The sequence below is a fragment of the Vibrio qingdaonensis genome, from assembly GCF_026191675.1.
GTDB lineage: Bacteria > Pseudomonadota > Gammaproteobacteria > Enterobacterales > Vibrionaceae > Vibrio > Vibrio qingdaonensis.
The window spans coordinates 22,832-47,252 of record NZ_JAKRRY010000041.1 but is presented as its reverse complement, the minus strand read 5'-3'; the positions used below and the strand labels follow the sequence as shown (position 1 = coordinate 47,252).

The window sequence follows — 24,421 nt, the reverse complement described above, 5'->3', positions numbered from 1 at the left end:
ACGAACAAGTACCTCGCCCGCTTTAGGAAGTTGTACGTCAACTTCTTCCATTTTTAGTGGTTCGCCAGCAGCCCAAGCTACCATAGCTTTTGATTTAATTGATGTTTGACCTGGTTTAATTTCAAGTGCCATTGGGTTTTCCTTTTTGTTTACTTCGGGACAGTAAAATGAGCGATAAAAATAGACGCCGCATAACGCGAACGAAGAGTGTGCTCACTCGCTGTTTCGTTTTGATGGGCTTAGTATAGATAATTACCAATCTTTGATAATCCCACCAAATTGAAATTAATTATTACGATTATGTAATAATAATGCACCAGCAAATCCAAGGTTTCATTTCTAAAACACAATGTGCTTTAGAAATGCGATGCCTTTGTACAACATTAGGATTAATTATGGCGTTAGACAAAGTCTAATTAAACATAAACTGGGGTGTTAGGAGTACAGGGAATAGTAGCGACAGGATGGCTAACAAGGCTATATATCATTAACACGTGGTGCTGCTGCGTTCACCGAGCTGTAGACATGGTTTTCGACAACCAAGCCATGAAAGTCTAATGTGATGCGCCCTACTCGAGAAAAACCTAAATGTTGATAGAACCCATTCGAAGCGTTCTCTACCCAGGTATATAACCAAAAGCGTGAACCAAACTTTAGCGCGACTTCTTTTAACAGCTTACGGCCCAAACCTTTTCCTGAAAATATGTCATCGACATACAGTTTTTCAATTTCAAACCCATAGCTGTCGTTTTTAAAACGGGAGCCTAGGTTGACCAAAACAAAACCTTGCAGTACACCATCATGCTCACTGACCAACAGTTCGTAATTTGGGTTTACCAACAGATTCAAGAAATAATCTTCACTGAATGTAGCAAGCACATGTTGAGAATATTCCTTACGAATACCGTCAGTCGCATAAGTAGTTAGCCATACTTTAATCGATAGCACCGCGAGATTAACACAATCGTCTGGTGTTGCTTCCCTAATCAAATGCTATTCCTTCTTCCATTCTACGCGCCGAATTCGCAAGTTATTAGCTTAACATCGATACGAGTTTGAAGTCAGTTCCTTAGTCTCTGAATCCTTGGCCAGTATAACGTATTGTCGATAACACAGGATATCGACCATTCGGCCACTGAAGCACCGGATAATGGTACTGCTGTGATTCAAAAATACTGACTATGTCTGGTAAAGAGTGTTGCAGTTCTTGGCGATTCTTTAAGCGCATCTCATCGCTAGTTAAGTCCACACTCGACTCCAAATACGCCGCGGTAGCTAAATAAAAAAACTCCGTCGTTTTACACGCGTTGTCGCACGTCGGATCTTCGTAACGGTAGTAGCCGGACTTCTCCGCATACTGCCATTGTTGTCGAAGCTTGCTTTGCACGGTCGCTTTGTCACTGAAAACTGATGGCAACATAGATTGCCAACCCGCATTGGCAATCAGATGATGAATTTCTTCCTGCGACGCATCTCTGGCGCCAGTTGGATTCGTTTCACTCGCAGCAAGGTCCTGTAATACCATAGTGTCGAAGTATGGCGCTAACTGTTCGATGGCGCGATCAGTCATTCCATCATCTGACATCACCAAAGTCGCATGGTTTTGACGTAGATGCGGGAGTAGTCGTGGTTCGTCGACGTTACCATCCTGATCATTGTCTAACCACTGTGCAGTGACGTTAGCGGCATACTCTAACTTTGTTGTCGTCACATTCTTTGTTGCACAAATTGTCACAGCATCAAACACCCGTGCTTTCTTCACAAAGAAAGGTCCTGGGCATCCATCGACAGGTTCCTTTGCCGGAGAAAATTCAGCGGCAGTCGTGACGCCAGAAATGATAATGAGTAAGCTTGCTAATGATTTCATCGCCGTTCCATGTCCATTATTTAATCACATGTACTGTATCATTTAGTGCGGAGTGTCTGTGTAATGCTACGTCATACCTTGTCTACACTATGCAATGCCGTTGTGTTTTCATTAAGCTTGCGACACTGCGGAAAAGTGATTTTCTCGTCGATTTGCAAATAGAATCAATCCCAATCCGATGACCGGAACCACAATAGCAGCAAAAGGGATCATGCCTGCACCCACTTGGCTATCGATGACGACACCGCCTAACACACCACCAAAAGCATTCGCTAAGTTAAACGCGGATATATTAGCCGTCGCCGCTAACTCTTGACCGTCGCCACCATGATTCATGACACGTAATTGCATGGCGGGTACATTGGCAAAAGAGGCAACACCGAATACGAAAGCCGCGACCACAAATAGCCACTGATTATTAACGGCAAGCCCGACTAAAACTAACGAAGCTATCATTGCTATAACCCAAAAAATCGATGCCTTTTGTAAATTATGATCAGATGAACGGCCACCTAACGTATTACCAACAATCAGACCCACCCCAACGACAACCAAGATCCATGTTACAGCGTCTTCACTAAATCCAGTCACGTGCATAGCTATCGGTGCGATATAGCCATATAACGTCATAAAACCCGACCAAGCAAACACGGTAATTACCAAGCTCATTAACAACATTGGGTTTTTAAAGGCTTTCAATTGCATTGCGCTACTTTTAGTCTCTCCATGCCCAGTTGATTGAATGCCGGACAAAATGAACACCATTGCGACGAGTCCAAAACCCGCGACCACTAGAAACGTAACATGCCAACCAAATTCCAAACCAATCCATGTGCCTCCTGGTACCCCTAGGACGTTAGCTAACGTAAGACCTGCAAACATCTGGCCCACAGCACGGCCTGCTAATTTTTCCGACACTAAACTGGTCGCCACAACAGCACCAATGCCATAAAAAGGGCCTTGCACTAACCCTGTGATCACTCGGCTCCACATAAGAACATGGTAATTAACCGCAAACGCAGACATTAGGTTACCGAAGATAAACAGCACCATTAAACTGGCGAGAACCGCCTTTTTATTAAATCGAGCCAAGTATATCGTCAGTATGGGCCCTCCAAATACAATCGCTAATGCATAAGCACTAATCAAATAGCCGGCCTGCCCTTCAGTGATCGACAATGACTGAGCGATTTGCGGCAAAATGCCAGCTATCACAAACTCTGCAGTACCAATGGCAAACGCCGCAAGCGTCAATATCCATACCTGCATGGGCATCTTGTTGTTATTCATACTTACACTCTCTTCATCGCTATGGAGCACGTGATACCACGACTCCAATTGGGTAATAATTGATGCCCTCTATTCTATATATTCCATTTAATTTGATAATTACCTTAATTTCGAATTCATTATTCGGTTAAACTAAATAATAAGCCTAATAGCGTGTTAGATTGACAGTAAGTGGGAGTCACTATGGATAAGTTTGCAGATATGACAATGTTCGTTAGCATCGTCAAACACAAAGGGTTAGCCGCTGCGGGGCGAGAACTGGGCTTGTCTCCCGCCACAGTGACCTCGCGATTGAAAGCCTTAGAGCAAAGATACGGAGTTAAGTTACTTAACCGAAGCACACGCCATCTATCATTAACCGATTCTGGAGCACTCTACTATCAGTCGAGTCTAGAGATTATTAATAATGTAAATGAAGCGGAAAGCTTGCTTCAAAGTGGTTTGAATGAGGTCAAAGGAACCCTTAAAATAGCCGCCCCTAGCGATATTGGACGGCAAGCTATTCTGCCAATACTCACATCATTTTGCCAACAGTACCCAAATGTCATCCCTCATTTATATCTCAACGATACACTCACCAATATCACGGAGTCTGGTGTTGATATTGTCATTCGTTATGGCGAGCTGGCCGACAGTAGCCTCATCTCCCGACGGCTTGCATCAAGTCAACGTGTTCTTTGTGCATCCCCAGAATACCTTCGCAAGCATGGCATACCCACTACCCCGTCGGAACTCACAGACCATCACTGTCTTGCCCTATTTCGAAGCCATGAAGAACTCACTCGATGGCACTTTCGCCAGGGTGATGCCCATCAGTCAGTCGCAGTTCAACCCCGTCGTTTTTCTGATGATGGTGAAGTGATACGTCGCTGGGCATTAGACGGTTATGGCATCGCACTAAAGTCCCTATTAGATGTTCAACAGGACATTAATAGCGATAAATTACAGGTGGTTTTAAGTGACTATCGAGTTAACTTCACCGCGTCAAATTCTGCATCCAGTAGCGATTTAAATGTCGTCTATGTCAGCCGGCAGTATCAACCCAAGCGAATTCGCCTTTTTCTAGACTTTCTCTTAAGCGAATTTGAAACGCCTAGTTGGTAATTCGTTCTCAGTCTTATACGCATCCATAAGACTGGAATCCTTTAGCCACCATAATAGATGGGTATTCTTAGTCTGATTCCATTTGGTTATCAGACTAATAACAACGAATCAATTCTCACAGACTGAATCATCTCGTAATATTTACCTCGTCCCAACAACACAGAGTGAGATCGAGAATGACATTAACAATCAAGCATACTAAAGCCGCTATGGTGACAGCTACCTTGATGGTGCTTGCAGGATGCTCTTCACCCGCCTTTGATTCAGACAACGAAAATGCAGCACGCAATCGCGGCGCCGCAGGTGGGGTTTTACTCGGTGCGACGATGGGAGCGCTCACCGGTGACGCTGGCTTAGCCGCAAAGGGCGCAGTCGCAGGTGGCGTGGCAGGTGGCGTGGCGGGGTCAATGAAAGACCTTGATGATTCACGCTCATCTAGTGACACGCAAGTCCTGGCGGATGGCGTATCTCAAGATCATAGAAGTGACGCAGAAAAACGGGTCGCTGAGCTAGAAGCTGAGATTAGAATCAAAGAGCTAGAAGCACAACTTGCTGAAGCTGAATCCAACAAGACTGAGTCAAAAGATCACGCTGACACACAAAGCTAGTCACACGCTACCTACAACTTTTCAGTATTAAACGATAGTTAAACGTTTAATACATAATCGAACACTATCATGGACAAATTAGAACGGACGCTACCACCACTAAGGTTCTAAGACTATGACGTTTAGCAAATTTATTCTTCCAGCACTCTTCGCTTTTTCTGCCGCAGCACCGGCTTTTGCTTCAAACAACACTGACGTATCTGGTCATCGTGTCGGGCTTGGTTATTCAAACACAGACCTCGTTATTGATAACAGCGGCCTTGATTGGGGTGACGGTATCAAGCTTGAATATGGCTATGACATTAACCGCATTGTGGGCATCAACGCCTCATACCAAAACAATAATGGAAAAACAGGTAATCTAGAAATTGACGGCAGTAATTACAAAATAGATACCGACCTTGGTTACATGTTTACGCTAGACGGCTGGGCGATCAAGCCCTATGGTGCAGTCGGTCTCATTCGTGCCAATGAAACACAAACTCGTAGTAATGGTAAAACATTTTCAAATAAAGAAACATCATTGATGGGTGGGTTTGGCGTACGAGCGAACATCGATATGGGTTTGTATACCGATTTACGCTATGACTTTTATAACGTAAATAATTTGAACACTGACCAACTGTCACTAACTGTCGGCTACAAGTTCTAACCTCTCTCATCCTTTCTTTGTTAAGGCTCACACCGTTTGAGCCTTAACGTCCCCTTATGCAATAGCCCTACCTTCTTGTTTGCACTCATTGCTAATCCCTTTAAACATCTCTAGAAAAGCAACCTGATATACCATTCATATTATCAATTTAAAGCAAGGACTTACCAAGACACGGATGGTCTCCTATAGAGAACATATGAATGAATAAATTACTGCTAGCCACCCTCTTCACCGCCTCTTTATCTGGCTGCTCTGTGTACAACATGGCGAAAGAAGTCTCTCAAATGATCAACTACGACGTCACTTCCAACGATGTCTATTTTAATTCATCAGACGGTAGCCAATATTTAGTAGCGCCAAACCGTAACAAAGAAAAGCATCAAATTCTGGTGTGTTATAACAACGAAGGTCTCTTTTCCTATACCGCCGAAGAGCCACTACGAGCGGCCGCCAATGAATGGCTTGAACAGAACCGAGTTGGCGCGATTGCGACCGAAGGAAATAAAAACTCTGGAGTAGTGGAGGCGCGCGTTTGTTACGAGTACCTATACGAAGCACCGCAACCTATTGGCGCATACCTTGATGAAGAAACAGGTGAGGTTGTCATTGTTGGTGAAAAAATATTAGAAGATGATAACGCTGCTTAGGTTACAACACCCGACGATGAATCATAGATAACGTAGAAAAATCTATTCACAGACATTAAAAAAGCGACCTTCGGTCGCTTTTTTAAGATTCATACGTCTATCACACTATCTTAAAAGATGTGAAGCGTTGCATTGATAGTGAAACTATCTAAGTCTTTACTGTTTGCAATGGTTTTTACACCATTGAAACGCTGCCAGCTCGCGCCCACAGAAAGCATATCTGTCACAAAGTACTCAGCACCAACACCGTACATAAAGTCAGTACCGTTGTCGCTGCTTTGGTTGCTTAGACCGTTTTTATAATCCGCGTTGTAATAGTGCAGACCACCTTTTGCGTACAGCTGAACCGGACCAATATCGATGCTTGGTTTAAGCGCGGCATACCAAGAGCCTAGCTCTGCATAACCATTGCCTTTGTTTTGATCATTGATATCGAAATTACCGTGCTTCCAGTAACCCGCTTCAATACCAATAATTGGTAGAATACCTGTACCAACATGGAAACCCATTGGTGTGTCGCTGTTGTTATTGTAGTCAGCACGACCTGCAGAAACACCACCGTATAACCACGCGTCAGCAAATGCCGACGTCGATGCACCAACAAGCGCAAGCGCTAAAAGTGTCTTTTTCATTGTAAACCTTCTTGTTTATGAAATAGCGGTGAATCCAATAAAAGCCACCGCGGAGCTTTATATATCACATACCCTATCTTAATAGGAATCCCTTCGTTTCAAATTTTGGTAAAACTTCTTGAATTCCATGGTATTGAGACATTATTTGTCTAACTATTCACGTTTTCTGTGACTAACATGCGTCAATGGCATTACGAACTCGCTTATCGGAGACCGGATAAGGTGTGCCAAGTTGTTGAGCAAAGAAACTGACTCTTAGTTCTTCAATCATCCAACGAACTTCTTTGACATTTTCAGGTATTTTCATGCCCTTTGGAATTTTGTTCAGTAACTCTTTGTAATCTTGGGTGACCGATTCCACTTTGAGCATGTGCATTCTGTCTCGGTTTGGATCAATGGGAAGTTTCTCCATTCGACGTTCAATGGCACGTAAATACCGCAAGATATCAGGTAATCGCTTCCAACCACACTCGGTAGCAAAGCCCTTAAATATCAGCCCTTCAATCTGTGCTTTGATATCAGATAACGCAAACGCCATAGACAAATCCACACGCCCTTTTAACTTCTTGTTCAAGTTAAACGCCGTAGTGAGAATCGTCTCTACTTGCTGAGCGATATCCACCACGGTTTCATCTAACTCAGCGCGAACGTGTTCTTTCAGCGCATCAAATTTTTCTGAGTCCCAAACAAGACCGCCCTGCTCTTCAATCAACTTATCAATACCACAGGATATGCAGTCATCAATCAAATCTAAGACTTTGCCATATGGATTGAAATACAAGCCCAACTTGGATTTATTCGGCAAATTGGTATGTAAGTATTTGATGGGTGAAGGCACATTAAGCAACACCAATCGACGCTGCCCTTCTTTCATCACAAGCTCTTGCTCTGCTTCTGTCTCGAACAGCTTAATCTCGACACTGTCTTTCTTATCCACCAGCGCAGGGTACGCTTTTACATCAAAGCCACCACGTTTTTGCGAATACACTTTAGGTAACTCGCCAAAGCTCCATGTGTGGAGACCTTGTTGTTCAATATCGTCATCGGCCACTTTCGACAATGTTGCTTGTACTTTGTCTTTTAGGCTTTCTTTCAATTCAAACAAATCGCGATTTTCTTTAAGCTTGCGATTGCGGTGATCAACGGCTCTAAAAGTGATCTTTAGATGATCCGTTAGTTGGGTAAGGTTCCACTGTTCGCGAAGAATTTCAACGCCCGTCATACGGCGCAGCTCTTTTTCTAGCGAATCCAACAGTGGCGCTTCCATAACCTTGGTACGTGCTAAAAAAGCATCGGCGTAGTTAGGTGCTGGAACAAAGTTCTTTCGTACCGTTTTTGGTAATGACTTAATTAAACTTACAATCAGTTCATGTCGTAGCCCAGGAATTTGCCAGTCAAATCCATCACTATCGATTTGGTTTAATATCGGCAGTGGGATGTGAACTGTCACACCATCGTTGTCTTCACCCGGTTCAAACTGATAACTGAGCTTGAGCTTAAAATCGCCTTGATGCCAAAAGTTCGGGTAATCCAACTCCGTAACGTGACTGGCATCCCCTTTAAACAGCTGCTCTTTTTCAAAGTTCAGTAGATCTTTATTCGTCTTACTGACTTTTTTCCACCACGTGTCAAAGTGCTTTCCGGATACAACATCGGTATCAACACGCTGGTCATAAAAATCAAACAGTTCATCATCATCAACCAAGATATCGCGACGACGAGATTTGTGTTCCAGCTCTTCTACTTCTTGCAGCAGCTTACGGTTTTGTTTAAAGAAAGCGTGTTTTGTCTCCCACTCTCCTTCTACTAAAGCGCTGCGAATGAAAATTTCTCGGCTGACCACAGGGTCAATCTGGCTATAGTTAACCAAGCGTTTTGGTACGATAGGAATGCCATATAACATCACTTTCTCATGCGCCATGACCGCGGCTTGTTTCTTCGACCAATGGGGTTCGCTGTAGCTGGTTTTCACCAAGTGCTTGGCTAACGGCTCAATCCACTCTGGCTGGATTTTGGCGATAATTCGCCCCCACAGCTTAGACGTTTCAACCAATTCCGCCGACATGATCCACTTCGGCTGCTTCTTAAACAAGCCAGAGCCCGGGAAAATATGAAAGCGAGCATTACGGGCGCCTTGATATTCATTTTTCTCTTGGTCTTTTACACCGATGTGAGACAGCAATCCCACAAGCAAAGCCATATGAACGGACTGCTCGTTTGCCGGCTCCTGGTTTAACTTAGCGTCCATTTCGCGCATGGCTTGATGGATTTGGAAATAGACATCTTGCCATTCACGAACACGCAAATAATTAAGAAAGTCAGTCTTACAATGACGTCTAAATTGGTTGCCCGATAGCTCTTTCTGTTTGGTTTGAATGTAATCCCACAGATTCACAAACGCCATAAAGTCGGATTCTTTATCAAAGAATCGACGATGCTTATCATCCGATGACTGCTGCTTATCACTCGGTCTTTCGCGCGGATCTTGAATCGACAAGGCCGATGCAATCACCATAATTTCTTTTAAACAGCCGAGTCTTGGTGCTTCCAGCACCATACGCCCTAGTCGGGGATCAATAGGTAACTTGGCGAGTTTACGTCCAATTGACGTAAGTCGCTTACGCGGATCTTTCGCTTTATCGTTAATTGCCCCTAATTCTTCGAGCAATCGTATACCGTCTTGAACATTACGTTTATCAGGTACCTCAACGAACGGGAAAGCATCGATGTCGCCAAGTCCTAATGCCGTCATTTGCAAAATAACTGACGCTAGATTCGTTCGTAATATCTCAGGGTCGGTAAACTCAGCGCGAGATTCAAAATCTTCTTCTGAATAAAGGCGAATACAAATACCTTCAGCCACTCGTCCACAACGACCTTTTCGTTGATTAGCGCTCGCTTGAGAGATGTCCTCGATTGGCAGCCGCTGTACTTTAGTACGGTAACTATAGCGGCTAATTCTCGCGGTTCCCGGATCGATAACATAACGAATACCTGGAACGGTAAGCGACGTTTCGGCTACGTTAGTGGCAAGTACAATACGGCGACCAGTATGAGACTGGAAAATCTTGTTTTGCTCACCCGAAGATAATCGCGCGTACAATGGCACAATTTCAGTATCTCGTAGGTTTCTTTTGTTCAGCGCATCCGCAGTATCACGAATTTCTCGTTCGCCATTCATAAAGATAAGAATGTCGCCTAACCCTTCATCACACAGTTCATCAACCGCTTCAAAGATGCCTTCTAGCTGGTCGCGGTCAGCATCATCTTCTCCACGTAATGGACGATAACGGGTATCCACCGGATAGGTTCTACCCGACACTTCAATAATTGGGGCATCATTAAAATGCTTTGAAAAACGCTCTGGGTCGATCGTGGCTGAGGTAATGATGATTTTTAAATCTGGGCGCTTTGGCAGTAACTCTCGCAAGTAGCCCAAAATAAAGTCGATGTTAAGGCTACGTTCGTGAGCTTCATCGATGATGATGGTGTCATACTGATTTAAGTAACGGTCATGTTGAATCTCAGCCAGTAAGATACCGTCCGTCATTAACTTAATTTGGGTACTATCCGAGATTTGGTCGTTAAATCGAACTTTATAGCCGACAAACTCACCAAGTGGCGATTCCATTTCTTCCGCAATACGGTTGGCAACCGAACGTGCAGCAAGTCGACGTGGTTGAGTGTGGCCAATAAGTCCAAACTTACCACGACCTAATTCGGAACAGATTTTTGGTAACTGCGTGGTTTTACCTGAGCCCGTTTCACCTGCAACAATCACCACTTGATTCTCTAGGATTGCTTTAGCGATATCGTCTTTCTTTTGGCTGACTGGCAACAACTCAGGGTAATTAATGGTCGCTTTATGGGTACCGCGCTGTTGCGCCTGCATCATAGATTTAGCAATATCCATCGCTATTTCGTCGAAAACCGCCGCTTTAGATTGTTCATTTTTAATGCGACCCGCGCCAGAAATGCGCTTATGGAGACGAAAACGGTCGCGAATCATGCACTCATTCAGTGCTTTTTTTAGTGAATGCGCGTTATTTGCTTTGGCCGTCGGGTTGTTGTTATTGTTTTCAGAGAGAGAGGAAGTCAAAACATTTCCTAGTTCAATTTTCGATTTACAAACTGGCGGGATTGTAGCACAGCTCGGTGTTTGCGTTAACTCAGACATAATAAAAAGCCCCGCTTTCGCGAGGCTTATAAGCTTAGAGGCCACATGTTTTAACACAAACTCGCGGCTTCAACAGCAAAAGGTTAGAAATCGTACTGAAGATAAACCGTACTATAGTTGCTGCCGCCTTTGATTCGGCCGAACTGCGATGATGCTTCAAAGATCGCACTGCGGTGATGCAACGAGTAACCTAGCCACAAGCTTTCCCATTCGGGTTTTCTAAAGATAGAGCCTATGTTGACGTCATAAGAGATATCAATGTAGTTCATCACGTGGCTTGCCGTCTTTTCTTTCTTGTCCATTTCTTGCTGTTCAATATAGGTAATATTGTCGATATATGACACACCATTACCCACACCAAGTCGCATTTTTACAGGCCAGTTGAATGTATAGTAAGCCTTAATTAATGCCACAAATTCGTTACCCGTATCTTGTACTTCCGAGCTCCAATGATGGGCATAACCCGGGCTAAAATAGATATCAAGAGGTAAACCAAACAACTCATCTGTCAGCGGATGACCGTAAAAAACCGACGTCACTTGGTTGTTATACGGGTCACGTTTCCCATTAAATGTCAGAATATCCCCCATGTCCGATGGCGACGCATAACCATGAGCGACACGTACATACGGTTTAGTACTGATATCACGACTGTGCTGTTTAGCTTTAGAAGTCGATTTTTTCTTCTCGTTAAAGAAACCGAATCCTAAATACACCTCGCCTTCAAAGCGCTCTTTAATCACATCGGAATGATAAGCCGAGTTATCCAGCATACGAATATTCGTTGCACCAAGCATATAAAGGTTTGAAACCAAGTGATACTTAGCATCAACACCCATTGCATAATCGAAAGCGCCGTTGATATCTTGGCTTTGACCATTGTATGAACCGTAGTACTCAGTATTAAAGCCAGAGTCTTTATAACGCAGTGTCACATTCGGCTTAAGTTCAAGATCACCATAATCAAGCGTACCTTGCAATCTTAGATTCGCATGTTTGTTATAGTCATAATCGGTCATAAGTTCGGTATCAAGGTGCCACGTGTCATCGATGTTATAACGTAGTTGCAAACCATAATCGAGAGTATCGCCACGAGCCGCATTTTGCTCACCTGCAGGGATATCTATAAAGCGTAATCGTGAGATCGCGTTCACTTCGAATTGGTTGTCGTCTGCTTTATAAAGATGCGCTCCCGCTGTCATACCATCGAGAAAGACATAATCATTCTTAAAGTACATCATTGGAATGAACGTGCTGACTGTTGAGTCTTGGCTTTGTGTCGCAAACGGAATGTTGGCTGTACGCCAAACTGCTGCGATGCCCCACTCTGCCTCTTGCGCTGCGTTTGCTACTGTGGTGCTACCTAAAATAGTAACAAGTCCCAACGCGAGATTTTTCTTTATCATGTCTTACTGTGTCTCCAACCGGATTATCAATTTTTGTGCAATATTTAGTGCTATAGAGTAGGTTACGCTTGAACAAACTGCATTCACGTCACCAAGCTTGGCAAACGAAATGTCAAATATACTAACAACCGCTACCGCATAGAAGAAGAGTTGTTATATTATTAGTTTTATTGAATTTATATGTCACGAAATTGTGAGTAGCTTAACGGCTAATTAATCACCACAGGTTATCGGAGGCATAGTTTCCACTATTTAGACTAATCGTGAAAGTATCAAATTTAAAAAAAGTTCTCGATTCTTTGCCTGATGATAAAGAATGCCATGTTGTTACTGGTGAAAAGTGGCTCCCTGAACGACTTATTCACACTGAACTCGACAACGACCTTTTATTCCTTGAATTCGATAACGCGCCCGATGAAGGCGAAGAGGGAATCGAAGGTCGCGGATTTGTTGATCATGAAATTGACTTATTGCGCTCACGAATCACAGATATCCTTGGCCAAAATGACTCTTCCACAGCCACCGCCGATGCGCTATTGGGCTTTTTCCTAGTGGGGCATGAGCTTTCCAGCAGTGACTTCGTGGAATTGTTAGAGTCAATGGAGGTAGAGAGCCAAAGTACGCCATTTGAAGGTTCGAACGCGACAGAGCTATCGTCAAGCGAGGTCTGTGCATGATGATAAATCAAACTCAAGCACAGCCAATTGCACCACTCGTTGCCGGTCCTATTTTACGACGAGTTAACCCGCATGAGTTTTCATTATGGATGGCATCGTCGGTTAACCCAAAACGATTAGTGATTTGCTTAAAGCAAAAAAATCCTCGCTACTTCCCTGTTTCCTACGAACAGAGCTATCAAGTGAGTTCGAAATTATGGCTTATCCAGTGTCATATCCCTATCGAACTCGAACCCAATGTAAGTCTTAGTTACGACGTTTACTTAGACGATATCGGTAACAGTGTTATTGATAACAATTTGCGCTACGCCGCACACGATAACATTGAGTTCATGGTCTCGACTAAAGCAGACCACGTTCTTCACGGATCATGCCGAAACCCGCACCACTCAAGTAACGACAGCCTTCTAGCCATAGATGAGCAACTCAATCGACAAGTTGAAGAACAACCCGATATGCTGTTGCTCAATGGGGACCAAATCTACGCAGACCACGTCGCTGGTCCTATGCTTGATGCCATTCATCAAGTCATCACATTGCTCGATTTGCCGGGAGAAGCGTTCTCAGGCTCAGGTGACATTGCCGATAGCCAACAGCTTTACCAGCACCCCAAGCAGCTTTATGGTAGAGAGGGTTTACTGCCTCATACCCCATCGTCATCTTTTTGGTCCAAGTCTAGTTCTAAAGCCATTTTTAGCTCCAAAGACTGTTATAACCACCTTATAACCTTCTCTGAGTTTATTGCTATGTACTTATTAGTTTGGTCACCAGAGCTTTGGAAACACATCAATATTAATCGGTTAGAAGAAGCCAATTTCGAGGTCAACGGGCAACCATTGTCACGACGCTTTCAGCGTCAATGGGAAAAAGAAAAGCACCATCTCTTGAAGTTCGTTGACGGTTTATCACGAGTCAGGCGTGTATTAGCACATATTCCTACCTACATGATTTTTGATGACCATGATATTACCGATGACTGGAATCTAACGGTAGGATGGGAAAAAGCCGCTTACGAGCACCCATTTTCTAGGCAAATTATCGGCAATGGCATGCTAGCCTACTTGCTTTGCCAGGCTTGGGGTAACGATCCTAAAATTTATCATGCAGACTGGCACGACACATTGGCGACACTGTTTGTCCCAGATCCAACACAATCTAGCCTTAATACAGACACCTCTAACCCTGCAGTATTTAACTGCGAAGCCCTTGAAAAAGTGAGTTATCAGCTTTTTAGATATGAGCGCTGGCATTTTACCACCGATAGCCACCCCAAAGTCGTCGTACTCGATACTCGAACCCGACGATGGCGCTCAGAATCCAATCTAAATAAACCGTCAGGTCTTATGGACTGGGAAGCGTTAGTTGAATTCCAACATGAATTACTCAATCAAGAATCAGTGATCGTCGTGTCTGCCGCCCCTATGTTTGGCGTGAAGTTTATTGAAACCATGCAACGACTCGCCACCATCGCGGGTCACCCCTTAGTCATCGATGCGGAAAACTGGATGGCGCATCCCGGTAGCGCCAACACCTTGCTATCTATTTTCACGCATTCAAAAACACCAAAAAACTTCGTCATTTTATCGGGTGATGTTCACTATTCTTTTGTGTATGACATCGCACTTCGCTACAGAGAAACAGATTCTCACATCTATCAGATCACGTGTAGTGGCATCAAAAACGAGTTTCCTGAACCGCTACTCAGTCTCTTTGCTACTCTTGATGCTTGGTTGTACACGCCTCGTTCACCGCTTAACTGGTTCACTAAGCGAAAGCGACTCAAAGTGTTTAAGCGACACCCTAGCCCTTCAGCCTGCCATCACCTTGTTAATCGCAGCGGTATCGGGCGGTTAAAACTGAATAAAGACGGAAAACCAAAAGAAATATCCGTCGTACATGGTGACGGAAGCGAAACTCATTTCCCTGAAACGGCCTCTAACGCGCAAGCTTTCTCTGAAACAAAAATCGTCTCTAAAACGAAATAACATCCATTCTCTGGCGCTTTACACTTGAGTTCTTTTGTAAGCGCCACTATGTATTAGTGATTAGATTATTTATGATTAGGCATCAAAAGAGGAACCGCTATGTTTACGTCCATCACCTCTATATTCAAGCAGCTCATTGAAGGCAGTGACTTATCCCAAAATCAAACGGTCAGCCCCAACCTTGCGATCGCATCATTGCTATGTGAAGTATCCAGTGCCGATCACCAAGTTGATGAACAAGAAGAGCAAGCGAAGCGTTCTTTGGTCTCTCGCCTACTGGCGCTATCTGATGAAGAAACCAACTTGCTTATCGAACAAGCGAAACTGAAAGTGAAAGAGTCGGTCTCTTTGTACGACTTTACTTCAGGGTTACGTGAATTATCTCAAGAGAAACGCTTTGAACTGATTAAAGCAATGTGGGAAGTGGCGAATGCCGATGGTGTGATCGACCCTCAAGAGGATGCGGTGATTCGTAAAGTCGCCGAACTGCTCTACGTCGATCATAGTGAGTTTATTCGTGCGAAAATTCAAGTCATCGATAAATAATTAGTTGAAAAGACCATTAGTTGAAAAGACCAATAAACAGCTTCAGGTAAGCCGTCTCTGTTTACCTGAAGCTTTTTGTAATCTAACCGCTCTCTACATAAAACCGAAGGAAGGCCTTACAGCATAGTCAGCGCAAGTTTTGCTAGATTATAGGCATCAACGTAACCCGAGTGCTGACGCCCCTCCCACTCAATTCCTTTTGCTTCTTGCGCCGCTTTGTGTCCGATGCGCTTTTCTTTTAAGCGATTTTGCATGCGATAAAGTGTGGCAAGGTTAACAAACTCTTTGAATGGCGGCGTAATGCCTTTTTCTCGACATTCATTGAACAAAATATGGTCATCTCGTCCCCATGCCGCATAAATCTTATTTGGGCCGCCAAAGTTCTTTACCATTGATTGCACAACAGCAGCAAGGGGGCGGCCTTGTTTCTCGACTTTACGCGGTGTGATACCGGTCAGTTCCGCACAAAACAAAGACACTTCGTCCTTCTCTGGTTTAACGTAGTATTGCGCTCGCTTCACCACTTGCTGAGTAACAAGATCGATCTCAGCCAACCCTACTTCAATAATTTCACCCGTCGTACCTACACCGTCCACATTCCAGCAGCACATTTCAAGGTCAAAACAAACGACTCGGTTATAATTCATAATGATATAGGCTTTATAATAAACAACGGCTCGAAGTGTAGCGCAAAATCGCCTAAAGCTCGATAGCCCCTGGTTTAACTGCTTTAGAATCAAACAATATTGGCTTTATCTCGCCCTTGTTCTTTACTGATATAAAGTTGTTCATCGGCACGGTTTAGCAACTTCTCCAAAGACTCGCCTCGATAAACCGCTGCACCAATACTTAATGTGCAGTTAAATGTTTTATCGATACCAGGCCACTCTAATAGTCGAACACTCTCACATATACCGTCTAGGTAACGTTGCAACGGCGCGTAGTCAATACAACGACTAATCACGGCAAACTCATCCCCGCCAAGACGGAATAACATATCGTCTGGATACGTGTTCTCTTTAATGTGAACCGCCACTTGTATGAGTATTTCATCACCCACCACGTGACCGTATTGATCGTTAATTTGTTTAAATGAATCGACATCAATGATTGCGAGAGAAAAAGGCTTATGACACGCAATGTGGTACTCGGCCAAACGGTTAAACGCCCGTCGATTATAGACCTCTGTCAGGGGATCCCGCTCAACTAAATATTGTAAATCCTTTGTCCGCCGTTTGACCAACTTGGTCAAACGGCGTTGTTCACGCAGCATCAATTGTACGACATAACCAAGCAACATCGAAATAATGAAGCCACCAGAAGCAACACACAACAGGATAAATGAATCATTAGCGGAAATACCACTGCCACGCTTAAACTCAATACTCCATTGTCGGTCATACAAATCGATGACGACAGCATCCACCTCGCCATTGATGCTGTCCCATGATTGGTTACGATACATAATAGGGTCATCTTCAGCATCAAACCCCATGTCGACGACTTGAATGCCCACCGCTTGACCAATTGCGGTCCTTGCAACAATTTGTTGAAAATAAGCCGTGGTGCGAATCACGCCAATGACTACACCCCGTAACTCTTTCCGTCCAGGCTCAAACACAGGGTGGTAAACCAACATTCCCTGCTTTGGCAGCGAACGGTCAAAACCATCCTGCAATAACCGAATTTTATCAGATAAGCTTGGTTGACCTGTTTTAATGGTGTTGGTAATAACACGACGAACTCGCTCTCTCGAAGAGTAATACCCTAACGCCCGAAGATTTGCGGTATTAACTGGGTAGATATCACTGGCAACATAAATCGGCTCATCATTGTCTAGAATGTAGCCCATCGTCACTGGTTGATCTTTCGGCACCGTATAAATTTCGTAATTGGGAAAGTGCTCCTTTACCCTAGCAACATGTGAATCAATCTGTTCTGGGTAAACCTTTTTCATCCATTGCATAGCGATCAAGCTACTTGAGCCTGCTATAATGGGTCGAGCAAACGATGAAAAGCTGTTCCACGAATCTGGCGAAGTCGCATGATAAAAGCCCGCACCGGAGCCGATTAAACTCACGTCTAACATAACGAGTTCTTTTATATTCTCCGCCTGATTCTGCACCAAAAAGTCGAAGTTAGATTTGGATAATTGCTGCTGTCCTTTATATACAAGATGCGTAATAAAAATTGTAATCGCAATCCCTATAGAAAACACGACCACTGAATACCGTTTTACACCACGGTCTTCCCTGTTTAATCCTTTGCCCATTCTGACGTACTGCATTACTGACTCTTTTATTGTTTTCAGATTTAGGATCTGTTTTTTCTGATGTCAGTGTCGTTATTTTCATAACAATACCACTCAAAACTAAAAATATGCGCCATTTCCCCGACGTTGACTTCTAGCCTATGCATCGGATTTTACATCAGTTTTTTGTCGCCCCTAATATTTGCGTGCAAAAAATCAGCAAAGATCACTTAAAATTAATAAAACACCACTATCTGCTGCAATCTTCACCAACAAACTCACTTTCAAATGACATTATTGCGAAACCATCGCGCTAAGAGCCTTGATTATGCTAGACTTCGCCCCAAAGTTAGCAACTAATGACAGACACATAGAGAATCCCCTATGACCTTCGATCTAAATGTTATTCCTACCACCTTCGACATGCTGCATGCAGGCCTTGCTGCATCGAGCGTTTTGTTACTGGCAATTGCCGTTTCTCGCAAAAGCAAAGTCGTTGAAAAAGTGGTAGAGAAACCTATCGAAAAGATTATTGAGGTTGAGAAACCTGTAGAGAAAATCGTTGAAGTTGAGAAAATTGTAGAAGTCGAAAAAGTGATTGAGAAAGTAGTAGAAGTTGAATCCAAGCTTGCTACCGCATCAACAGACTCTGCTATGCAGTTACTTTCTCTCATGCAGCAAGAAGCACGGATTATCGACTTCTTACAAGAAGACCTTACGTCCTTCTCTGATGAAGAAGTGGGTGCAGCCGCACGTGTTGTTCACTCTGGCGGTAAAAAAGTGATTGGTGATTACTTTGTCCTTTCTCCTATTCGCAGTGAAGACGAAGAATCTCGCTTAACAATTGAAGAAGGCTTTAATCCGCAAGCGATTCGTCTAACTGGCAACGTGACGGGCTCAGCACCATTCTCTGGTATCCTGGTTCATAAAGGTTGGAAAGCAGATAATGTTAACCTACCTAAACTTTCAGAAAACTATGATGCGTCGATTATCGCACCAGCTGAGGTAGAACTATAATGGATCACAACGCTAAATACAGTGTTGGTATCGACCTTGGTACCACACATTGCGTCATGTCATTTGTTGACGCACAAGATGAAAATGCCTCCGTTGAAGTGATGGCGATTCCTCAATTAACCTCTCCGGGTACCGTTGAGAATTTAAACCAATTAGGTTCATTCTTGTATCAACCGCATGAGCATGAGCTCGGTCATGGTTCAAGAACGCTTCCTTGGACAGAGCACCCAAGCGCGCTTGTCGGCGCCATTGCCCGTAACCTTGGATCAAAAACACCGATCCGTTTGGTCGCCAGTGCAAAATCTTGGCTTTGCCACGGTGGTGTGAACCGCCGCGAAGACTTTTTGCCACAAGGTAGCCCAGAAGAAGTGACAAAAGTGTCACCTTTACGTGTCACCGAACTGTACCTTGAGCACCTTAAAAATACTTGGAACCATGCCCACCCTGAGGCTTTGCTAGAAGAGCAGGACGTGACGATCACGGTGCCTGCATCATTCGACCCAGCCGCTCGCGATCTTACCGCAGAAGCGGCTCGTAATGTTGGCCTAATGCATTTAACGCTTCTTGAAGAGCCACAAGCGGCACTTTATAGCTGGATTGATAATAGCAATGACGCATGGCGTGATGAAGTTGAAGTCGGCGACATTGTATTAGTGGTTGATGTGGGTGGTGGTACTACCGATTTATCATTGGTTGCCGTAACAGAAAACGACGGTAACTTGAACTTAGAGCGTGTCGCGGTCGGTGAGCATATCTTGCTTGGCGGTGACAATATGGATCTCGCTTTAGCTTATCGCCTTAAGATGAAGCTTGCGCAAGATGGCAAAGAGTTACAGCCTTGGCAAGTTCAAGCGATGACGCACGCTTGTCGTGATGCCAAAGAAGCCCTACTTAACGATGCAGAGCTTCAATCGGTACCGATTGTTGTTCCTAGCCGTGGCTCTAAACTGCTTGGCGCAACATTAAAAACCGAACTGACTCAACAAGAAGTGCAGCAAACTCTCGTGGATGGCTTCTTCCCACAGGTGGGTATTCAAGAGCACCCTGTGCAACGCTCTCGTGGCGCATTGACGCAAATGGGCTTGCCGTACGCACAAGATGCCGCTGTTACGCGCCATATTGCTGCATTTTTAAGTCGTCAGAGCAACGCTGCGGATCAAGCATTTGCCGGTATGCCTGGCATGCCAGCAGAACCTGAGTTTATCAAGCCTACTGCCGTGTTATTCAATGGTGGCGTACTGAAGTCGTCTCTGTTGTCAGACCGTCTCTTTAGTACGATTAATAGTTGGTTGACCTCTGCTAATGCAAGTTCGGCTAAAATGTTAACTGGGCTCGACTTAGACCTAGCTGTTGCAAGTGGCGCAGCTTACTATGGCAGTGTTCGTCGTGGACAAGGCGTTCGTATTCGTGGTGGTATCGCATCCAGCTACTACATTGGTATTGAGAGCGCGATGCCTGCTATTCCTGGCATGGCTCCACCAATGGAAGCGCTTTGTGTTGCTCCATTTGGTATGGAAGAAGGCAGCAGTGTCGACGTACCAAGCCAAGAGTTTGGCTTAGTGATCGGACAACCCGTTCACTTCCAATTCTTTGGTTCGACAATACGTCGTGAGGACGATGCTGGCTTGCATCTTGATTACTGGAAACCAGAAGAGTTAGAAGAGCTACCTGAAATTCAAGTCACTCTGCCAGTATCAGAAGGGAGAAGCAGTGGCGAAGTCTTACCTGTTACCCTATCTTCTCGAGTTACCGAGTTAGGAACGTTATATCTCGAAGCAATCGCATCAGATAACGGTCAGAAATGGCATGTCGAGTTTGACGTGCGCGAAGATGTTTAGTGTTAGGCTGAACAGATTTGTATTCTGATAAACCTCTATTTCAAACGGCACTTTTTAGTGCCGTTTGTCTCTTCTCCTTACCTGATTGGAGCGTATCATGGCCTCTTCTCAATATTTAGTCGGTATCGATTTAGGTACAACCAATACCGTTGTCGCGTTTTGTGAAATTCAAGATGACCTATCGAACGCCCCTGTAGAACTGTTTGAAATCGACCAGCTGGTGGGGCCAGGAGAGGTCGTGAGAAAGCCACTCCTGCCGTCTTTTCGCTATCATCCTGCATTACAACAAATATCTGATGCCGACTTAACTCTGCCTTGGGAACACTCAACCGTCTCTGGCGATCTTGCTAGAGTCATCATTGGTGAATGGGCACGTGAACTTGGCGCTAAAGTCGAGGGACGCCAAGTTTCCAGCGCTAAGAGCTGGCTGTCACATCAAGGCGTTGACCGCGAAGACGATATTTTACCTTGGGCAGGCGCACCAGATGTGGAAAAAGTCTCGCCGGTTATTGCCAGCGCCAGTTACCTCAACCACATTCGTCAAGCATGGAACCATCGTCATCACTACAATAAATTAGAAGATCAAGATGTCGTCATCACCGTCCCTGCTTCGTTTGATGAAACTGCGCGAAAACTCACGTTAGATGCGGCAAAACGTGCGGGTCTGCCACGCGTTCACTTGCTCGAAGAGCCTCAAGCCGTTTGTTACGACTGGTATTCGAGACATAAAGAAACGGCTTCCCAAGAACTCGCGCAAATACCCCTTATGCTGGTGTGCGATGTCGGCGGTGGTACCACCGATTTAAGTCTCATTGAAGCTAAACATGATGAGGATGACAATCTACAACTGAACAGGATTGGCGTTGGCGAACACCTAATGCTGGGGGGAGACAATCTTGACCTCGCCCTCGCCCATATGGCAGAGCAACGATTCAATCAAAGTAAAAAACTCAATGCGGCCAGTTTGACCAAGCTCATTCAACAAACCCGGAAGGCCAAAGAAACCTTACTGTCTGACTCCGCGCCAGAAGAAATGAAAATCACCATGCTCGGCAGCGGATCACGTCTGATTGGTGGCACAAAAAGCGTCGCTATTAACAAGGAAGAGGTCCATCGTATTGCTTTAGATGGATTTTTCCCTACCACGTCATTTGGTGAGCTTCCTGATAAAAAACGCAGTGCCGTGGTCGAGTTTGGCTTACCTTATGTCGCCGACCCAGCCGTGAGTAAACACGTTTCTGAATTCTTGCACCTTCACCAAGAAGTGGCTAAAGAAGCATTGCGCGACGGTCGTGACCCGGCAATTCCAGTTGGGATCTTATTAAATGGGGGCGTATTTAACAGCCCACTGATCACCAGAAGAATGGTTGATCTTATTGAGGGCTGGAAAGGCGCTCCAATCACGTTGCTCAATAACCCCCACCCCGATTGGTCTGTTGCTCTTGGTGCGGTGGCATTTGCGAAAGCTCGACGCGGTGCACAGCTCAAGATCGGCGGCGGCAGCGCTCGCTCTTACTTTCTACACTTACAAGAAAAAAACAAATCCGGGCAAGCTCTGTGTTTGCTCGCTAAAGGCACCGATGAAGGACAAGAAATCCGTCTTTCTGGCCGCCGATTCTCGCTGACTTTGGGAGAGCCAGTAAGGTTTAACCTGCTAACCTCAACCCATGATTTCTTTGGGCAGCATCAAAAAGTCCAAAATGGTATTTTGGTCAACATTGACCCTGACCAGTTTTCACCGCTTCCGCCCTACATTAATACGTTACAGGGTGACAATATCACTCTTGCAGAAAACCAAAAGCAGCGGGTTGAAGTTCAGCTTGCCTGCCAACTCACAGAAGTGGGGACGCTTAAAGTTGAGTGTGTTAGCGTCAGCGATGAACAACAGCGATGGGAGCTTGAGTTTGAAGTACGCAATAAGCAAGCCGATCAGGAGCAAGTCAATGCTCACCCGGGGTTAGAAGCTTCTCAAGCGCTGGTTTCTCGACTCTACAGTGGCAATAAAAATAGTGCCGACACCAAAGAAATAAAAACGCTAGGCAAAGAACTAGAAAAAAAACTGGGTAAGAAAGAAGCGTGGGACTTCCACTCTCTTCGTTCACTAGTCGATACCTTTACTCTTGGTCGTAAGCGTCGCCGCCGCTCTGAACAACATGAGAAAAACTGGTTACGTCTGACGGGGTTTTGCATGCGCCCTGGCTTTGGGGACGCGACAGACTCTTGGCGCATGGAGCAGCTATGGGGCGTTTATCAACAAGGGATCCAATTCCAAAATAACCAAGGTTGGAGTGATTGGTGGGTCTTTTGGCGCCGTGTTTCTGGAGGACTGAATGAAGAACAACAAGAAGTTATCCTGAGTGATATAGCAAAATATCTCCACCCTGGAGCCATGAAAAATGCTAAGTCGTTCCAAACCGCTAAGGATAAGGGCTATGAAGCCATGGTTCGCCTATCCGCTAGTTTAGAAAACCTCTATGTGGATGACAAAGTGTTGTTAGCAAGTTGGTATTTAAGCAAGATAATTAACCAACCACAGTTCTTGCAAGCTCACTGTTGGGCATTAGGTCGCTTGGGTTCACGCACACCGCTCTATGGCAGCCAACACAATGTTATTGCCAGAGAACAAGTTGAGCAATGGTTACCAAAATTGCTTGCGCTCGATTGGTCAAAAGAGTCAATGATTGGTTTTGCTTGTGTTTTAATGTGCCGTAAAACTGGCGATCGCTCGCTCGACATCGCAGATGACTATCGCGAACAAGTGTTAACCAAGCTTCGCCAAAGTAAAGCACCAGATAGCTGGCTATCGTTAGTTTCTGAGATTCAAACCTTATCTGAATCCGATTCCAAACGGGTATTCGGTGACGCACTGCCAGTTGGACTGCAACTTATTAAGCAATAACGTCAATAAACAATAACGTCAATAAGCAAACAAAGGAACGGCGGCGTTTATTAATCATCATAAGCCGCCGTTCCTTTTAAACGACTAAAATTCGTAACTTACCGACCCTGCCAGCTTATTATTAGTGCCATAATCGTCTTCGGCTAACACGCCAAAGAAGTTAAACGAGGTATGGCGACTGAGCTTATAACTGAGTCCCAGTCCGCCCCAGTAACTACGATAGTTATTCGAACCCATCGAACCACCAGCAAAGCTCAGCACACTCCAATCTGAGTCCTCAATAGGACGAACACCAAACATCCCTAAGTACGCGCCATGTGTTTGGCTACGCATGAGCACAAATTCATTTTCAACCTCTTCTGACGGTACCGCCATTTCCCCATCGTTATAACTATAACCAGCCATAGGAAAAAGCATCCATCCCGCAGGAGCAATATCAAAATAACTCAGCGGTATGTATGTCCCTATACTGTAATTGTTTCTATAGCTCTCGTGCTCATAGTCGGTACGGCTGAAATTAAAATTGACGATTCCTAACTCAAATAACCACGATCCACCCAATCTCCACTCACCGGTTTCGTTATAGCGAGCATTAAGCATTCTCGCGTCATCTAAACCAATGGAACCTGAAACAAACGAAGAGTCTGAATACCCCGCCCCCACTTTGGTGACAATTTTGGTCGGATCTTCGTGGTGTTTTTCATCCGCAGATACACCAGTTGCAACCAGCAAGGCGAACACCACGCCAAACCCAACAGTTTTAAGCATATAGCGGAACACAAACGTCACATTATGGAGCGCTGATTTTTCTCTCATTACAGATTT

General features: G+C 44.7%; 19 protein-coding genes and 1 pseudogene. 10 read left to right on the top strand and 10 right to left on the bottom strand.

The genetic code is table 11. The annotated features are described in order from the left end of the window. The 4 genes and pseudogenes from MD535_RS21650 to MD535_RS21635 all read right to left on the bottom strand — a co-directional run. Positions 1-132: pseudogene (locus MD535_RS21650) on the bottom strand (S-(hydroxymethyl)glutathione dehydrogenase); the annotation flags it as partial. A gap of 345 nt (positions 133-477) precedes the next feature. Beyond that, entirely contained in the window at positions 478-990 is a 513-nt protein-coding gene (locus MD535_RS21645) for a GNAT family N-acetyltransferase (protein ID WP_265677118.1), read from the bottom strand. Between the two features lie 79 nt (positions 991-1,069). Next, positions 1,070-1,867 carry a hypothetical protein gene (locus tag MD535_RS21640; RefSeq protein WP_265677117.1) on the bottom strand — a complete coding sequence of 266 codons (798 nt, stop codon included), beginning with the start codon at positions 1,865-1,867 and terminating at the stop codon, positions 1,070-1,072. 111 nt (positions 1,868-1,978) lie between these two features. Beyond that, the gene (locus tag MD535_RS21635) at positions 1,979-3,157 is read right to left on the bottom strand and encodes an MFS transporter (RefSeq protein WP_265677116.1); all 1,179 of its coding nucleotides are present in this window, start codon (positions 3,155-3,157) and stop codon (positions 1,979-1,981) included. A gap of 183 nt (positions 3,158-3,340) precedes the next feature. Between MD535_RS21635 and MD535_RS21630 the strand changes: the two genes are divergently transcribed. From MD535_RS21630 to MD535_RS21615, 4 genes are all read left to right on the top strand, one after another. Further along, complete coding sequence (locus MD535_RS21630; protein WP_265677115.1) at positions 3,341-4,261, top strand: LysR family transcriptional regulator; 921 nt, start codon at positions 3,341-3,343, stop codon at positions 4,259-4,261. A 176-nt stretch (positions 4,262-4,437) separates the two neighbouring features. Then, entirely contained in the window at positions 4,438-4,869 is a 432-nt protein-coding gene (locus MD535_RS21625; protein ID WP_265677114.1) for a glycine zipper family protein, read from the top strand. 115 nt (positions 4,870-4,984) lie between these two features. After that, the gene (locus MD535_RS21620) at positions 4,985-5,521 is read left to right on the top strand and encodes a porin family protein (protein WP_265677113.1); all 537 of its coding nucleotides are present in this window, start codon (positions 4,985-4,987) and stop codon (positions 5,519-5,521) included. Between the two features lie 200 nt (positions 5,522-5,721). Then, complete coding sequence (locus tag MD535_RS21615) at positions 5,722-6,168, top strand: hypothetical protein (protein ID WP_265677111.1); 447 nt, start codon at positions 5,722-5,724, stop codon at positions 6,166-6,168. A 110-nt stretch (positions 6,169-6,278) separates the two neighbouring features. On the opposite strand, the gene MD535_RS21610 is transcribed toward MD535_RS21615, so the two are convergent. From MD535_RS21610 to MD535_RS21600, 3 genes are all read right to left on the bottom strand, one after another. Beyond that, positions 6,279-6,800, bottom strand: coding sequence for a porin family protein (locus tag MD535_RS21610; RefSeq protein WP_265677110.1), 522 nt, complete (start codon positions 6,798-6,800; stop codon positions 6,279-6,281). Between the two features lie 172 nt (positions 6,801-6,972). Next, positions 6,973-10,899, bottom strand: a complete 3,927-nt coding sequence (gene hrpA, locus MD535_RS21605; RefSeq protein ID WP_265677109.1) for an ATP-dependent RNA helicase HrpA — start codon at positions 10,897-10,899, stop codon at positions 6,973-6,975. Positions 10,900-11,060: 161 nt separating this feature from the next. Beyond that, the gene (locus MD535_RS21600; protein WP_265677108.1) at positions 11,061-12,383 is read right to left on the bottom strand and encodes a MipA/OmpV family protein; all 1,323 of its coding nucleotides are present in this window, start codon (positions 12,381-12,383) and stop codon (positions 11,061-11,063) included. Positions 12,384-12,646: 263 nt separating this feature from the next. Between MD535_RS21600 and MD535_RS21595 the strand changes: the two genes are divergently transcribed. The 3 genes from MD535_RS21595 (at position 12,647) to MD535_RS21585 (ending at position 15,591) form a co-directional block, all read left to right on the top strand. Next, the gene (locus tag MD535_RS21595; protein ID WP_265677107.1) at positions 12,647-13,060 is read left to right on the top strand and encodes a VC1380 family protein; all 414 of its coding nucleotides are present in this window, start codon (positions 12,647-12,649) and stop codon (positions 13,058-13,060) included. Continuing rightward, positions 13,057-15,045, top strand: a complete 1,989-nt coding sequence (locus MD535_RS21590; RefSeq protein ID WP_265677106.1) for an alkaline phosphatase D family protein — start codon at positions 13,057-13,059, stop codon at positions 15,043-15,045. The genes MD535_RS21595 and MD535_RS21590 overlap by 4 nt, the downstream gene beginning before the upstream one ends. 99 nt (positions 15,046-15,144) lie before the next feature. Then, on the top strand, positions 15,145-15,591 hold the full coding sequence (locus MD535_RS21585; RefSeq protein WP_265677105.1) for a tellurite resistance TerB family protein: 447 nt from the start codon (positions 15,145-15,147) through the stop codon (positions 15,589-15,591). A gap of 116 nt (positions 15,592-15,707) precedes the next feature. Here the strand turns inward: MD535_RS21585 and MD535_RS21580 are convergent, their stop codons facing one another. Then, positions 15,708-16,238 carry a 3'-5' exonuclease gene (locus MD535_RS21580; protein ID WP_265677104.1) on the bottom strand — a complete coding sequence of 177 codons (531 nt, stop codon included), beginning with the start codon at positions 16,236-16,238 and terminating at the stop codon, positions 15,708-15,710. Positions 16,239-16,327: 89 nt separating this feature from the next. Continuing rightward, on the bottom strand, positions 16,328-17,878 hold the full coding sequence (locus MD535_RS21575; RefSeq protein ID WP_265677103.1) for a sensor domain-containing diguanylate cyclase: 1,551 nt from the start codon (positions 17,876-17,878) through the stop codon (positions 16,328-16,330). A 348-nt stretch (positions 17,879-18,226) separates the two neighbouring features. Here MD535_RS21575 and MD535_RS21570 point away from each other — a divergent pair, with 348 nt between their 5' ends. The 3 genes from MD535_RS21570 (at position 18,227) to MD535_RS21560 (ending at position 23,596) form a co-directional block, all read left to right on the top strand. After that, positions 18,227-18,859: a DUF2760 domain-containing protein gene (locus MD535_RS21570; RefSeq protein WP_265677102.1), complete on the top strand. Its 633-nt coding sequence runs from the start codon at positions 18,227-18,229 to the stop codon at positions 18,857-18,859. Continuing rightward, a complete protein-coding gene (locus MD535_RS21565; protein WP_265677101.1) occupies positions 18,859-20,697 on the top strand; it encodes an Hsp70 family protein in 1,839 nt (612 codons plus the stop codon). Before MD535_RS21570 ends, MD535_RS21565 begins: the two co-directional genes overlap by 1 nt. Positions 20,698-20,794: 97 nt before the next feature. Next, positions 20,795-23,596, top strand: coding sequence for an Hsp70 family protein (locus tag MD535_RS21560; RefSeq protein WP_265677099.1), 2,802 nt, complete (start codon positions 20,795-20,797; stop codon positions 23,594-23,596). Between the two features lie 84 nt (positions 23,597-23,680). Here MD535_RS21560 and MD535_RS21555 read toward each other — a convergent pair whose 3' ends face one another. Then, positions 23,681-24,364, bottom strand: coding sequence for a ShlB/FhaC/HecB family protein (locus tag MD535_RS21555; protein WP_265677120.1), 684 nt, complete (start codon positions 24,362-24,364; stop codon positions 23,681-23,683). Positions 24,365-24,421 lie beyond the last annotated feature (57 nt).